At 67.2% G+C, this 12,844-nt stretch carries 14 protein-coding genes; 8 read left to right on the top strand and 6 right to left on the bottom strand.

The genetic code is table 11. The features are described 5' to 3' along the window. Positions 1 to 107 precede the first annotated feature (107 nt). The 5 genes from fliQ (at position 108) to CSW62_RS18270 (ending at position 6,029) form a co-directional block, all read left to right on the top strand. Positions 108 to 371, top strand: coding sequence for a flagellar biosynthesis protein FliQ (gene fliQ / locus CSW62_RS18290; RefSeq protein ID WP_099580251.1), 264 nt, complete (start codon positions 108 to 110; stop codon positions 369 to 371). 21 nt (positions 372 to 392) lie between these two features. Next, on the top strand, positions 393 to 1,148 hold the full coding sequence (gene fliR, locus CSW62_RS18285) for a flagellar biosynthetic protein FliR (RefSeq protein ID WP_099580249.1): 756 nt from the start codon (positions 393 to 395) through the stop codon (positions 1,146 to 1,148). A gap of 9 nt (positions 1,149 to 1,157) precedes the next feature. Continuing rightward, positions 1,158 to 2,267 carry a flagellar biosynthesis protein FlhB gene (gene flhB, locus CSW62_RS18280; protein ID WP_099580247.1) on the top strand — a complete coding sequence of 370 codons (1,110 nt, stop codon included), beginning with the start codon at positions 1,158 to 1,160 and terminating at the stop codon, positions 2,265 to 2,267. A gap of 103 nt (positions 2,268 to 2,370) precedes the next feature. Then, positions 2,371 to 4,446 (top strand): cell cycle histidine kinase CckA, encoded by a 2,076-nt coding sequence (cckA, locus tag CSW62_RS18275; protein WP_099580245.1) that lies wholly within the window; start codon positions 2,371 to 2,373, stop codon positions 4,444 to 4,446. A 38-nt stretch (positions 4,447 to 4,484) separates the two neighbouring features. Further along, positions 4,485 to 6,029: a DUF5605 domain-containing protein gene (locus tag CSW62_RS18270; RefSeq protein ID WP_099582352.1), complete on the top strand. Its 1,545-nt coding sequence runs from the start codon at positions 4,485 to 4,487 to the stop codon at positions 6,027 to 6,029. On the opposite strand, the gene CSW62_RS18265 is transcribed toward CSW62_RS18270, so the two are convergent. From CSW62_RS18265 to CSW62_RS18255, 3 genes are all read right to left on the bottom strand, one after another. Further along, on the bottom strand, positions 6,026 to 6,544 hold the full coding sequence (locus tag CSW62_RS18265; protein WP_099580243.1) for a DUF4199 domain-containing protein: 519 nt from the start codon (positions 6,542 to 6,544) through the stop codon (positions 6,026 to 6,028). The two genes, CSW62_RS18270 and CSW62_RS18265, sit on opposite strands and share 4 nt — an antisense overlap. Positions 6,545 to 6,659: 115 nt before the next feature. Then, complete coding sequence (locus tag CSW62_RS18260; RefSeq protein ID WP_099580241.1) at positions 6,660 to 7,079, bottom strand: response regulator transcription factor; 420 nt, start codon at positions 7,077 to 7,079, stop codon at positions 6,660 to 6,662. A gap of 8 nt (positions 7,080 to 7,087) precedes the next feature. After that, on the bottom strand, positions 7,088 to 7,399 hold the full coding sequence (locus CSW62_RS18255; protein ID WP_099580239.1) for a hypothetical protein: 312 nt from the start codon (positions 7,397 to 7,399) through the stop codon (positions 7,088 to 7,090). A 45-nt stretch (positions 7,400 to 7,444) separates the two neighbouring features. Here CSW62_RS18255 and CSW62_RS18250 point away from each other — a divergent pair, with 45 nt between their 5' ends. After that, positions 7,445 to 7,765, top strand: coding sequence for a (2Fe-2S) ferredoxin domain-containing protein (locus CSW62_RS18250; protein WP_199170635.1), 321 nt, complete (start codon positions 7,445 to 7,447; stop codon positions 7,763 to 7,765). On the opposite strand, the gene CSW62_RS18245 is transcribed toward CSW62_RS18250, so the two are convergent. Next, a complete protein-coding gene (locus CSW62_RS18245; protein ID WP_099580237.1) occupies positions 7,762 to 7,992 on the bottom strand; it encodes a hypothetical protein in 231 nt (76 codons plus the stop codon). The genes CSW62_RS18250 and CSW62_RS18245 overlap by 4 nt on opposite strands. A 9-nt stretch (positions 7,993 to 8,001) precedes the next feature. After that, positions 8,002 to 8,523 (bottom strand): GNAT family N-acetyltransferase, encoded by a 522-nt coding sequence (locus tag CSW62_RS18240; protein ID WP_099580236.1) that lies wholly within the window; start codon positions 8,521 to 8,523, stop codon positions 8,002 to 8,004. Positions 8,524 to 8,586: 63 nt separating this feature from the next. Here CSW62_RS18240 and CSW62_RS18235 point away from each other — a divergent pair, with 63 nt between their 5' ends. Both CSW62_RS18235 and CSW62_RS18230 read left to right on the top strand, forming a co-directional pair. After that, positions 8,587 to 8,964 carry a nuclear transport factor 2 family protein gene (locus CSW62_RS18235; protein WP_099580234.1) on the top strand — a complete coding sequence of 126 codons (378 nt, stop codon included), beginning with the start codon at positions 8,587 to 8,589 and terminating at the stop codon, positions 8,962 to 8,964. A gap of 103 nt (positions 8,965 to 9,067) precedes the next feature. Further along, positions 9,068 to 10,891, top strand: a complete 1,824-nt coding sequence (locus CSW62_RS18230; RefSeq protein WP_099580231.1) for a DUF885 family protein — start codon at positions 9,068 to 9,070, stop codon at positions 10,889 to 10,891. Between the two features lie 135 nt (positions 10,892 to 11,026). On the opposite strand, the gene CSW62_RS18225 is transcribed toward CSW62_RS18230, so the two are convergent. Beyond that, positions 11,027 to 12,634, bottom strand: coding sequence for an EAL domain-containing protein (locus CSW62_RS18225; protein WP_099580229.1), 1,608 nt, complete (start codon positions 12,632 to 12,634; stop codon positions 11,027 to 11,029). Positions 12,635 to 12,844: the final 210 nt, after the last annotated feature.

Below are 12,844 nucleotides of genomic sequence, written 5' to 3'. Positions count from 1 at the left end.
TCCCCGCCGCCCAGACCACAACCCCTAACGCCCTGTTAACCATATTTCGCCCATCTTCGGGCCTCGAAACAACGCGGCCAGTAGGGCCGATTCCCACGAGGCTTCGCATGACGGGCGCAGAGGTTCTTGATGTCGGCCGGGACGCGATCTGGCTGACGCTTCAGCTGTGCGCCCCGTGCCTGATCGTCGGCCTGGTGATCGGCGTCGCCATTGGCCTGTTCCAGGCTCTGACCCAGATCCAGGAACAGACCCTGGTCTACGCCCCAAAGATCGTCGCCATCTTTGTGTCGCTGCTGATCTTCCTGCCGATGATGGGCGCGCTGATGAGCGGCTTCATGCGCCAGATCGCCGCCCGCATCGCAGGCATGTAGCGGAAGGGCAGGGGCCTTAAGGTGAACTCCTTCGCCACGGCGTTCCAGGTCTATGTCGCCGGCCTCGTCTTCGCGCGGGTCGGGGCCATGGTCATGACCATGCCGGGCATCGGCGAGCAGTCGGTGCCGCCGCGCGTGCGCCTGGCCTTCGCCCTGCTGATGGCCCTGCTGCTGGGGCCGCTGGTGCAGAACACCGTGCCGCCGATCCCGAACACCCTGGGCGGCCTGGTCGGCGGGGTGATCCACGAGATCCTGATCGGCCTGATGATCGGCTCGGTGCTGCGGCTGTTCATGAGCTCGCTGACCACGGCCGGTGAAATCATCTCGATGCAGACCACCCTGTCCTTCGCCCAGAGCGTGAACCCCTCGATGCAGGGCTCCAGCACGGCGGTGGCCAGCTTCCTGTCGATGATGGGCCTGACCCTGATCATGGCCACGGGCCTGCATCACCTGTTCATCGGCGCGATCGTCAAGTCGTACACGATCTTCCCGTTCACCCGCGCCGTGCCGATCAACGACGCGGTCACCCTGGCGGTGCGGACGGTGGCGCAGTCGTTCTCGCTGGGCATCCAGTTGGCCGCGCCGGTGATCGTGTTCTCGCTGGTCTTCAACCTGGCCACGGGCCTGGTCGGCCGGGTCATGCCCGCCTTCCAGATCTTCTTCGTGACCTCGCCGCTCAGCGTGATCCTGGGCCTGTCCCTGCTGGCGCTGTCGCTGGGCGGCATCGCCATGGTCTGGACCGACCGCTACCGCGAACTTCTCGCCGTGTTCAACTAGGGGCGCGGCATGGCGGAAGATTCAGATCCCGAGTCGAAAACAGAAGAACCGTCAGCCAAGAAGCTATCGGACGCCCGCGCCAAGGGCGACGTCGTCAAGTCGGCGGATATCCCGCAGCTGGCCTCGCTGGCCGGCGCGGTCTCGGTGATCCTGATCGCCGGCGGCTGGTTGACGCGCGACCTGATGAGCGCGCTCTATCCGTTCATCGCCCACGCCGGCACCATCGAGATCTCCAGCGGCGGGGCCGTGCTGATCATGAAGCAGGCGGTGATGGCCGCCATGCCGCCGCTGCTGCTGGTGATGATCGTCACCGCCACCCTGGGCGTGATCGCCAACGTCTCGCAGACCGGCTTCATGCTGACGCCGGACAAGCTCAAGCCCGATTTCAGCAAGCTGGACGTGATGAAGGGCCTGGGGCGGATCTTCGGCATGGACGGGATGGTGCAGTTCGCCAAGTCGGTCCTGAAGATCGGCGTCACGGCCTTCATCGCCTGGATGGTGCTGAAGCCCAATGTCGGCGAGGTGCGCAACCTGGTCGGCATGGACGTATCGCTGCTGATTCCCGAGGCGCTGAAGCTGTCCAAGAAGCTGCTGATCATGGTGATCATCTTCCTGGTCGCCACCGCCGCCTTCGACTACTTCTGGCAGCGGATCCGGTTCATGAACCGCATGCGCATGACCCTTCAGGAGGTCAAGGACGAGTTCAAGCAGTCGGACGGCGACCCGCACATCAAGGGCAAGCGCCGTCAGATCCAGATGCAGCGCTCGCGCCAGCGGATGATGCAGGCCGTGCCCAAGGCGACCGTGGTCGTCATGAACCCGACCCACTACGCCGTCGCGCTGAAGTACGAGGCCGGCGAGACGCCCGCGCCGATGTGCGTGGCCAAGGGCGTCGACGAGCTGGCCCTGAAGATCCGCGCCCTGGCCGAGGAGCACGGCGTGCCGGTGCTGGAGGATCCGCCCCTGGCCCGCGCTCTCTACGCCAGCGTCGAAATCGACCAGGAAATCCCGGTCGAACACTTCGAAGCCGTCGCCAAGGTCATCAGCTTCATCATGAACGGCAAGAAGCCCCAGACACGGGCTGGGGGCGGCGCCGGGCAGCGCGCGCGTCCTCTCTAACACTCAATTTCCAGAAAACTGACCTACCGCTCGGGAAAGGCTATTGTTTCTCCGATTACAGGTGAGTCGCGGCTTTGCCGTAACAAAGGTAACAACCCCGCCCATGGCCGATTTCCAGCTTCAGGACAAAGCTTCGACTGGCGCGCCGCGCCGGCGCTTCGATCCGTGGCTGGCGGGCGCGGCGGTATTTTTCGTGGGCGCGGCCGCCTTCGCCGTGGCGCCGGCGCTGAAAGCCGGACCGGTGACCCTGGCCGGCTTGCTGCTGCTTCTGGGTGTCGCCGGCGTGGCGATCCTCGGGCTGGTGGCTATCCGCGGCTCGGCCGTGTCGGGCGGTGATGTCGACCAGGCAGAGGACTTCATCGACGCCTTGAGCGAGCCTGCGGCCCTGGCCGCGCCGGACGGTCGCCTGCTCGCCGCCAACCTGTCCTGGCGCGAGGTGATGGGCGACCAGCGGCGCCTGCCCAAGGGCGTGGCCGGCTCCAGCCTGTTCGCCGCCCTGGTCCAGGCCCGCAAGGGCGAGATGGCGCAGGGCGTGCTGCGCGCCAGCGGCGTGGACCACACCGCCAACGTCTCGCGCCTGGCCGGCGGTCGCCTGCTGATCCGCCTGACGCCTATCGTCGAGCCGCAGCGTGCCGTTGAGACCCTGGAGGCCGCGCCGGTCGCCGAGCGCGTCGCCCCGCCGCCCACCACCCTGGACGCCTTCGCGGGCGCCTCCCCGTTCGGCGCGGCGCTGCTGGAGGGGCTGGAGCCCTTCAAGTCGAGAGTGCTGGAGGTCAATCCGGCCCTGACGACCATGACTGGCGGCAAGGCCGGCATGGTGTTCGGCGACCTGATCGACGCGACCACGCGCGCCGAGGCCGAGACCCGCCTGAACGAGGGCAAGGCCGGCCCCTTCGAGGTGCGCCTGGCCCGCGACCAGACCCGCATCGCCCATCTCTATCTCTACCGCGCCGAGGGCCGCGTCGTCGCCTACATGATCGACGTATCCGAGCAGAAGCAGATGGAGCTTCAGCTGGCTCAGTCGCAGAAGATGCAGGCCATCGGTCAGCTGGCCGGCGGCGTCGCCCACGACTTCAACAACCTGCTGACCGCCATCCAGCTGCGCCTGGACGAACTGCTGCACCGTCACCCCGTCGGCGACCCCTCCTACGAGGGCCTGAACGAAATCCGTCAGACCGGCGTGCGCGCCGCCGACCTGGTCCGCAAGCTGCTGGCCTTCTCGCGCAAGCAGACCGTTCAGCGCGAGGTGCTGGACCTGGGCGAGCTGATCTCGGAGTTCGAGGTCCTGCTGCGCCGCCTGCTGCGCGAAGACGTCAAGCTGATCACCGACTACGGCCGTGACCTGCCGAAGGTGCGCGCCGACAAGAGCCAGCTCGAGACGGCGGTCATGAACCTGGCCGTCAACGCCCGCGACGCCGTTCGCGCGGCCAAGGGCGGCGGCATCGTGCGCATCCGTACCGCCCGCCTGACCCGCGACGAAGCCATCGGCCTGGGCTTCCCGGCCGCCGAGAGCGACGTCGCCTTCATCGAGGTGTCCGACGACGGTCCGGGGATCCCGCCCGACGTGATGGGCAAGATCTTCGACCCGTTCTTCACCACCAAGCCGGTGGGCGAGGGCACGGGCCTGGGCCTGGCCACGGTCTATGGCATCGTCAAGCAGAGCGACGGCTGGATCCACGTCCACAGCCGTCCGGGCGAAGGCGCGGCCTTCCGCATCTTCCTGCCGATCTACGACGCCCCGGCCGGCGTTATTGCCGCCCAGGCCGCTGCGGAGCCGGTCAAGCCGCGCGCCGCGCGCGACCTGTCCGGCGCCGGCCGCATCCTGTTCGTCGAGGACGAAGACGCTGTCCGCAGCGTAGCCGCCCGCCTGCTGCGCGCCCGTGGCTACGAGGTGCTGGAAGCCGCCGACGGCGAGGAGGCCCTGCTGATCGCCGAGGAGCACGCCGGTACGATTGACCTACTGATCTCCGACGTGATCATGCCCGGCATCGATGGCCCGACCTTGCTCAAGAAGGCGCGCGGCTATCTGGGCAATGCGCCGGTGATGTTCATCTCCGGCTATGCCGAGGCCGAGTTCAGCGACCTGCTGGAAGGCGAGACGGGCGTGACCTTCCTGCCCAAGCCGATCGACATCAAGACCCTGGCCGAGCGGGTCAAGCAGCAGCTGCAGGCGGCTTAAGGCTTGCAGAATCCAGGCATGGCCTCGCTACTGTGGCCATGCGTTCTCCGCTTCTGACCCGCCGGGCCGCCACGGGCCTGGGCCTGGCCTTCATCGCCGCGCCGGCCTTGGCGCGGGGTTCCGCCGTCCCGCGATGGGGCGTGCACGAGATCGCCCTGAAGGCGCCCGTTCCCGGCAATCCGTTCGACGTCGCGCTGACCGCAGCCTTAACCGACGGCAAGACCACGCTGAAGGCGAGGGGCTTCTACGACGGCGACGGGACGTGGCGCGTGCGCTTCAGCCCGCCGAGCGAGGGCGTCTGGCGCTGGCGGACGACGAGCGTGGTCAAGGCGCTGAACGGCCAGGCCGGAACGGTCACCGCCGTCGCGCCGCGCCCCGGCGAGCATGGCCCGCTGCGCGTGACGGGTGGCTACCACTTCGCCCATGCCGATGGGACGCCCTACCGGCAGGTCGGCACCACGGCCTATGCCTGGGCCCAGCAGAGCGACGCCCTCTGCGACCAGACCCTGGCCACGCTGAAGGCCTCTCCGTTCAACAAGATGCGCATGTGCGTCTTCCCGAACGTGCCGGGCGAGCCGATCTATCCGTTTGAAAAAGTCGGGGAGGGTTGGGACTACGACCGTCTGAACCCCGCCTATTTCCGCCGCCTCGAGGACCGCGTCCAGCGGCTGGGCGAGCAGGGCGTCCAGGCCGACCTGATCCTGTTCCATCCCTATGACGAGAAGACCGGCTGGCACGCCATGACTCCGGCGCGCGACGACCGTTATGTCCGCTACATGGTCGCCCGGTTCGCCAGCTTCTCGAACGTCTGGTGGTCGCTGGCCAACGAGTGGGACCTGGTGAAGGCCAAGTCGGTCGCCGACTTCGAGCGCCTCGGCCAGCTGATCAAGGCCGAGGACCCATACGGCCGCCTGTGCTCGATCCACAACTGGCGGGAGTTCTACGACAACGGCCGGTCGTGGATCTCCCACGCCAGCATCCAGAACGGCGCGGCGGTGTTGGACGACACGCGGGCCGAGATCCTGCGCAGCGTCTGGAAGAAGCCGGTGATCTACGAGGAGGTCCGCTACGAGGGCGACATCGACAAGCGATGGGGCGACCTCAAGCCCGAGGGGATGGTCGAGCGCTTCTGGCACGGGCTGGTCGCCGGGACCTATGTCGGCCACGGAGAGATCTACAAGGGTGACGACGGCTGGACCGCCAAGGGCGGAAAGCTGCACGGCGAGAGCACGCCACGCCTGGCTTTCCTGAGAAGCGTGATGGAAGCGTGTCCGGCGCCAGGCCTGGAGCCGATCGACAAGTGGTGGGACCAGCACCTGGGCGGCAAGGCCGGGTCGTACTACCTGCGCTATTTCGGCGAGGCCGCGCCGACGGAATGGGCCGTGGCCCTGCCCAAGGACGAGCTGAAGGGCGGCGAGCGTTTCCAGGTCGAGGTGCTCGACACCTGGAACATGACCGTGACACCGGCCGAGGGCGTCTTCGTCATGGGCAAGAAGGACGCCTACTTCCTCCACGACCCCGATCGGCCGACCGTGGCGCTGCCCGGCCGGCCGTGGATGGCGGTGCGGGTGACGAGGCTCTAGGCCTTGGCCGGCAGGAAACGCGGATTGCGGACCAGGGCGGCGCTGACCAGGGCGACCAGCAGGCCCACCGGGAAGATCTCGATGAAGGTCATCGGCATCCGGTAGAGCGGGTTGGCGTAGCTCTTCTTCATCTCGGCCATTTCGGCGGCGAGCTTGGCGTAGGCCGCGCCGGAGAGTCCCTCGGCCTTCTTCGAGGCCAGGATGCTGGCCGTGTACTCGTCCATGAAGCGGTAGTGGGTTATGGCCAGATAGGCCTCCCAGATGGCGACATAGGCGATTCCGGCGACCACGGCGACGCCCAGGCCGATTAGGAAAGCCGGCCAGAACTTGATCACACCGCCCAGCACCTTGTCGCGATGCGACTTGATCGCCAGCAGGATCGCGGAAAGCCCGACCAGCATGATCAGATAGCCCAGCCACAGGCTGTGCTGGGCCGAGAAGACGATGGTGGCGATCATGCCCAGGATGATGATGACGCCCGAGATCAGCCCGTAGGTCACGATGGTGCGTTGCATGGAACTCCTCCTCCGCGCCGCCCCCTGCGACGCGTCCCGAGGCTGCCCGCTCTTTTGGCCAAAGCGGTATCGCCCAAACGGGTGAGTTCAACAGTTTCGCCCTATCGGCGGAGGGTCAAGGTATCAGGGCCAGCTCGCGCGCCTTGCCGATCGCCTGGGTGCGGCGACCGACCTCCAGCTTGGCGTAGAGGTTGGCGACGTGGGTCTTGACGGTGTTGGGCGAGAGGCCGAGGTCGCGGGCGATCTCCTTGTTGGAACGGCCGGCGGCCAGGCGCTCCAGAACCCTCACCTCCTGGCCGGTCAGGCCCAGGGCGGCGAGGGCGGCGTCGTTGCGCTGGAAAGTCTCTGGGCGGGCGCGGGCCGCCAGCTTGAAGCCGACCCAGACTCCGCCGGCCGCGAAGGCCGCGCCGATCAGTCCGACATAGATCTGCCAGGAGAAGGCGCGGGTCACGAACCGGTATTCCAGCCACTGCAGCGCGAAGGCGCCCAGCGCCAGGACCAAGGCCCACAGGAGGATCGTGCGGGCCCCGCGCATGGCCGGGATCAGCCCAACCGCGCCTTGGCCTCGGCCGGGGCGACCTGCTCGAACAGGATCTTCAGGTGCTGGTCCTTGGCGTGATCGTTGTGCAGCTCCCACGACAGCGAGACCGGCAGGCGCAGGCGACCGCCGTCGGGCAGGCGGGCGATCAGCACGCGCCAGGAGAAGCCCTCGCCGGGATCGCCCAACGGGTCCTTGAACTCGACCGGTGCCGGATCGCGCAGGCGGAACAGGCGCTCAGGGTTGGCCTCGAACCAGGCGCGATCGGCCTCGGCGGTAGGATCCTTGACAACTTTGGCGATGAGTTTGCGAGCCATGGCGTCGTCCTAGCACTGGATGCGGCGACTGCCCATCTTAGGTCCATGAGCGAGAAGCCAATCAAGCGCGTGAAGGCCGACTGGAGCGAAGTCGTGCTGGTGTGCCGAAAGTGTTCGAAGAAGCTGGATGGCGGCTTCGGCGAGGATGGCGACCAGAAGCTGGCCAAGGCCTTGCGCCAGGCCATCGGCGCGAAGGGCAAGGGCCGCAAAGCCTGCGCTGCCGTGATCGAGGTCGACTGCCTGGACGTCTGCCCCAAGGGCGCGGTCGTGGCCGTGCGGGCCTCGGCGCCGAAGGACTGGGCCGTCGTTCCGCGCGGCGCTTCGATGAAGAGCGTCACGCGAAGTCTGGGGCTTTCCGAGGTCTAGATCATTCCCGTGATTATCAAGACGATCCCAGAAACTCCGAGAAGTCCGACCAGGGCGTTGCCGATCACGTTGATACGAAACATGCGAGGATTGTCGGCGCGATATAGCTTGCGAGCCCGCGAGCGGCCAAGCCGCACATAGCCTCGTTTCCAGGCGATGTAGCTGTCGTATGCACCGATCCAGGCCGCGAAGGTTGCGCAAGCGAGAGCGAGAAGTATGCCCAGCATGGCGCAGCCTTACCGGCGGCGCTCCAGCACCATGATTGGCGAACCCTTGAAGGTGGTGTGGGTCTTCAGCGTGAAGCCGACCTTGGCGGCCAGGGCCAGGGAGGCGGTGTTTTCGGGGTCGATGATGCAGGGCACGACCGGCGGGGCGAGGGTCTCGTCGATCCAGGCCAGACCCGCGCGGACCGCCTCGGTCCCGAAGCCGTGGCCGTGTGACCATGCCGCCAGCACCCAACCCATCTCCGGCAGGCCGTACAGGCTGGGCTGGATATCGCGGCGCAGGTCGGCGAAGCCTACCTCGCCGACATAGCGGCCTGTCGAGGTCTCGCGCACCGCCCAGTAGCCGAAGCCGAGCACTTCCCACAGGCCCCGGGCCCGCATCAGCCGCGTCCAGGTCTCCTCTTCGGTGAACGGCCTAGCGCCGACGTGGCGGACCACCACCGGATCGGCCCACATGTCGCGGCTGTCCTCGAAGTCAGTCAGCGTCGGGGGCGCCAGGGTCAGGCGGGCGGTGGTCAGGGTCGGGGCGGGCATCGCGTCTCTTAGTTTGCGTCGAACAGTGAGCAAGCTACACCGGCGCGCAGAGTAGGGAAGACCATGACCACGCCGGAAGACGCCATCGCCGCCCGCCGCAAGCTGACCAACAAGCTGATCGCGGCCAAGGACGCCGCGCGCCTGAGGCCATTCTTCGATCCGCGCATCACCCTGATCGCGGGCGACGGCTCCCTGCTGCTGGGCGCCGAGGACGTGCTGGCCGCCTTCGCCAGCCAGTTCGCCGATAAGGGCTTCGGGGCCTATGTCCGCACGACCGAGGCGATCACCCTGAACGCCGAGGGGACCCGCGCCGCCGAGCGCGGCCGCTGGGTGGGCCAGTGGAAAGACGCGCCCGAGCAGTCGGGGACCTACCTGGCCACCTGGAAGAAGGTCACCGGCCAGTGGGTGATCGAGAACGAGCTGTTCGTGACCCTGGCGTGAGCTTGGCGATTGCAATCGACCGCATGACGCGGAATTAATTTCGCCAAACTCGGGCAGGGGCTTACGCCTTCGCCCTCAAATCAGGTCCGGGGGAGGAAAAGCCTTGCTCAATCGTCGTCACATGATGTTCGCCACCGCCGCTGCGGGTTTCGCCGCCACTGGCGGCGTGCCGTCCCTGGCCTTTGCGCGTGAAGGCGAGGTCGCCAAACTCAACGCCCTGTTCGACGAGATCATGGCCAAGCAGCTGCGCCAGTCGCCCGAGACGGCGACCGGCCTGGGCCTCGACAGCGGCGAGCTGGCCTGGACCAAGGGTCTGCTCAGCGACCGCTCGTTCGCCGCCATCAAGGCTGGCGCGGCCCAGACCACCGAGCAACTGGCCGCCCTGCGTAGCATCGACCGCCGCGCTCTGAAGGGCATGGACGCCGCCAACTATGACACCGTCGAGTTCGTGCTGTCGGTGCAGGACGAGGGCAACAAGAAGTTCAGCTACGGCGGCGGCGGTTCGGGCGCGCCCTACGTGCTCAGCCAGCTGACCGGCAGCTACCAGCAGATGCCGGACTTCCTGGACACCCAGCACAGCATCGAGACCAAGGCCGACGCCGACGCCTATCTGTCGCGCATGGAGGGCTTCGCCCGCCTGATGGATCAGGAGAGCGCGATCGCGAAACAGGACTTCGCCGACGGCGTGATTCCGCCGGACTTCATCATCGACAAGACCCTGGTCCAGATGAAGGCCTTCGCCGACACTCCAACGGCCGAAGCGCCGCTGGTCAAGTCGATCGCCCGCCGGACGAAAGACAAGAAGATCGCCGGCGACTGGGCCGCCGAGGCTTCGCGGATCTATGAAGGCTCGGTCCTGCCGGCCCTGAAGCGCCAGATCGCCTTGCTCGAAGGCGTCCGTAGCAAGGCCACCCACGACGCCGGCGTATGGCGCCTGAAGGACGGCGGCGACTACTACGCCGTGTCGCTGAAGAACTATACGACCTCGGACCTGAAGCCGGACGAGATCCACCAGCTGGGCCTGGACCTGGTGAAGTCGATCAACGCCGAGGCCGACAAGCTCTTCAAGAGCATCGGCATGACCAAGGGCACGGTCGGCGAGCGCCTGGCCAAGCTGGGCGAGGACATTTATCCGAACACCGACGCGGCCAAGGAACAGCTGATCAAGGACCTGAACGACAAGGCCGCCTGGATCCAGAAGCAGCTGCCGGCCTATTTCGGCGCCCTGCCCAAGGCGCCGCTGGAGATCCGCCGCGTGCCCAAGGCCATCGAGGCCGGCGCGCCGGGCGGCTACTACAATTCGCCGTCGCTCGACGGCAAGCGTCCGGGCATCTACTGGATCAACCTGCGCGACACCAAGGAGCAGGCCAAGTACACCCTGACCACCCTGACGGTGCACGAGGGCGTCCCGGGCCACCACCTGCAGCTGTCGATTTCGAACGAGGCCAAGGGCCTGCCCATGATCCGCAAGATCATCGGTTTCTCGGGCTACACCGAGGGCTGGGCGCTCTATTCCGAGCAACTGGCCGTCGAGATGGGCATCTACAAGACCGACCCGCGCGGCCACATCGGCATGCTGCACGACGCCCTGTTCCGCGCCGTGCGCCTCGTGGTCGACACCGGCATGCACTACAAGAAGTGGAGCCGCGAGCAGGCCGTGAAGTACATGGCCGAGACCATGGGCGACGAGGAAAGCGGCTCGATCACCGAGATCGAACGCTACGTCGTGTGGCCGGGCCAGGCCTGCAGCTACATGATCGGCAAGATCGTCTGGCTGCGCGCCCGCGCCAAGGCCCAGAAGGCGCTGGGCAAGAAGTTCGACATCCGCGAGTTCCACGACGCGGGCCTGCTCTCGGGCATGACCCCGCTGACCACGCTGGAGCGCGTGATCGACGACTACATCGTCAGCAAGGGCGGCAAGGCCTGACGTCCTGAATTCTCCTTCCCCTTTATGGGGAAGGGGGACCACGAAGTGGTGGATGGGGCGACGCCGCGATGCGCCTGCGCCGCCCCCTCCGGCCCTTCGGGCCACCTCCCCCATAAAGGGGGAGGAGAGTCTATTTTACCCCCAGCTCTCCGACGCGCCCGTCCGGCGGGCTATCGCGGCGATCGGCGGATTGGGGCGCAGGGCCGGGCTCGGCTTGTCGGCGGGTCTGCCGTAGAGCCAGCCCTGGGCGAAGTCGACGCCGGCGGCGCGGACGATATCGGCCACCTCCACGGTCTCGACCATTTCGGCCACGGTGCGGATGTTGAGGTCGCGGCACAGATCGACCAGGCGACGCACCAGGGCGCCGTCGCGGCCGTTGTCGGCCAGCTCGCGGACATAGCGGCCATCGATCTTGACGATATCGAGGGACAGCTGCTGCAGATAGGCGAAGGACGACGAGCCGGCGCCGAAGTCGTCCAGGCAGACCAACGAACCCATGGCGCGCAGGCTCTGGATATGGCGGTTGGCGCGCGGCAGGTCGTCGATCGCGGCCGTCTCGGTGACCTCGAAGATCAGCCTGCCCTTGGCCTCGTCGTGCTTGGCCAGCAGACGGCCGATATGGTCGACGAAGGTCTCGCTGACGATGGTGCGTCCCGAGACGTTCACAGCCAGCTTCAGCTTGCGCTCCTGGTCGTTGGCCAGCTTCTTCACCGCCTGTTCGACGATGGCGTGGTCCAGTTCCTCGATCAGGTCGAATTCCTCGGCCATGCGGATCAGGGCGAACGGACTGCCGCCGTCCTCGAAGCGCACCAGCACCTCGTGGTGGTGCGTCGCGCCGGTCGCCAAAGACACGACCGGTTGGTAGGCAAGGGTGAAACGGCGCTGGCTGACGGCCACGCCCAGGGCGCCGGCGCGGGCCAGGGTGCGCTTCACGGAGCGGTTCATCGCCTCGGACAGCGTGAGCGGCGGCGCGCTCTTCAGGCCCTCGCGCAGGAAGTCGTCGAGCGCGTACCGCAGAGCGCGCAAGGCGCGGGCCGAGCCACTGCCGCCTTCCAGCGGCACGAGATGGGCGCTGGCCTCGGCGCTGACCATGCGGGTCAGGCGCTTGATCATGTTGTCCGGGCGGTCGTCCCGGGTGCGCAGCAGGGCGAAGCGATCGGGCGACAGCTGAGTGGCGGCGGAACCGCCGTGCGATTCGGCGCGGACGGCGCTGGCGACGCGCACATCGAGGGCGGCCGCCTCTACCGGGGGAAGGTCGTTCCGCATGGCCTCCAGACCGGCGAACTCGACCATGGCGAGCTCCAGTTCCAGGCCGGTGACGCGGGCGGCCTCGAACAGGCCTTTGGCGATGTCGTCGAACGAATCTCGCGGGTGCAGCGTACCCGCGGTCAGGGGCGGACCGGCCGACTGGGCGGCGGTGACGGCCAGCGAGACCCGGCCGTCGTTTTCGGGCAGGGCGCGCAGGATCACGCGGACGTGGCGGTCTCCGGGACCGCTCAGGCGAAGCACGACGGGACCCCGGCGCACGCCGTCATCGGCGCAGTTCAGCATGGCGTCCATCAGCGGCTGGTCATCGGCATGGAAGAGATGCGGCCACACCTTGCCGGTCAGAGCGGCCTCGCCTTGGCCCATGACCTTCTGCGCGGCTCCCAGCGCCAGGCGCACGCGGCCGTTCTGCAGTTCGACGAGAAGATCGGCGCTGGCGAACGCCAGGCCCAGAAGGCGGCGCGGGTCGATGGACAAGTCGGCGTTCCCCCAAGATGCTTAGAAGCTTGCACGGCGGGACTTAAAGAGCCGTTTCAGAGGCGTCCGCACGAGCCCAATTCCAGTGTCTTTCCGTGCGGCGTTCGGGCCTACGACAGAAACGGTCGTTTCTGGCGCGGGAAGCGACGGGAACATCTTGCGAACATGGAACAAAGGGCGTACGACTTCATCATGTTCCACAGGTCGTTG

The sequence above is a fragment of the Caulobacter sp. FWC2 genome (assembly GCF_002742625.1).
In the GTDB taxonomy this organism is placed as follows: Bacteria; Pseudomonadota; Alphaproteobacteria; order Caulobacterales; family Caulobacteraceae; genus Caulobacter.
This window is presented reverse-complemented; position numbering and strand designations above follow the sequence as displayed.

Coding starts and splice junctions, on each gene's coding strand:
- CSW62_RS18235 (WP_099580234.1), top strand. CDS start 8,587: ATGACCACGCCGGAAGACGCCATCGCCGCCCGCCGCAAGCTGACCAAC.
- CSW62_RS18245 (WP_099580237.1), bottom strand. CDS start 7,992: ATGCTGGGCATACTTCTCGCTCTCGCTTGCGCAACCTTCGCGGCCTGG.
- flhB (WP_099580247.1), top strand. CDS start 1,158: ATGGCGGAAGATTCAGATCCCGAGTCGAAAACAGAAGAACCGTCAGCC.
- CSW62_RS18240 (WP_099580236.1), bottom strand. CDS start 8,523: ATGCCCGCCCCGACCCTGACCACCGCCCGCCTGACCCTGGCGCCCCCG.
- cckA (WP_099580245.1), top strand. CDS start 2,371: ATGGCCGATTTCCAGCTTCAGGACAAAGCTTCGACTGGCGCGCCGCGC.
- CSW62_RS18270 (WP_099582352.1), top strand. CDS start 4,485: ATGCGTTCTCCGCTTCTGACCCGCCGGGCCGCCACGGGCCTGGGCCTG.
- CSW62_RS18260 (WP_099580241.1), bottom strand. CDS start 7,079: ATGCGCGGGGCCCGCACGATCCTCCTGTGGGCCTTGGTCCTGGCGCTG.
- CSW62_RS18255 (WP_099580239.1), bottom strand. CDS start 7,399: ATGGCTCGCAAACTCATCGCCAAAGTTGTCAAGGATCCTACCGCCGAG.
- fliQ (WP_099580251.1), top strand. CDS start 108: ATGACGGGCGCAGAGGTTCTTGATGTCGGCCGGGACGCGATCTGGCTG.
- CSW62_RS18265 (WP_099580243.1), bottom strand. CDS start 6,544: ATGCAACGCACCATCGTGACCTACGGGCTGATCTCGGGCGTCATCATC.
- CSW62_RS18250 (WP_199170635.1), top strand. CDS start 7,445: ATGAGCGAGAAGCCAATCAAGCGCGTGAAGGCCGACTGGAGCGAAGTC.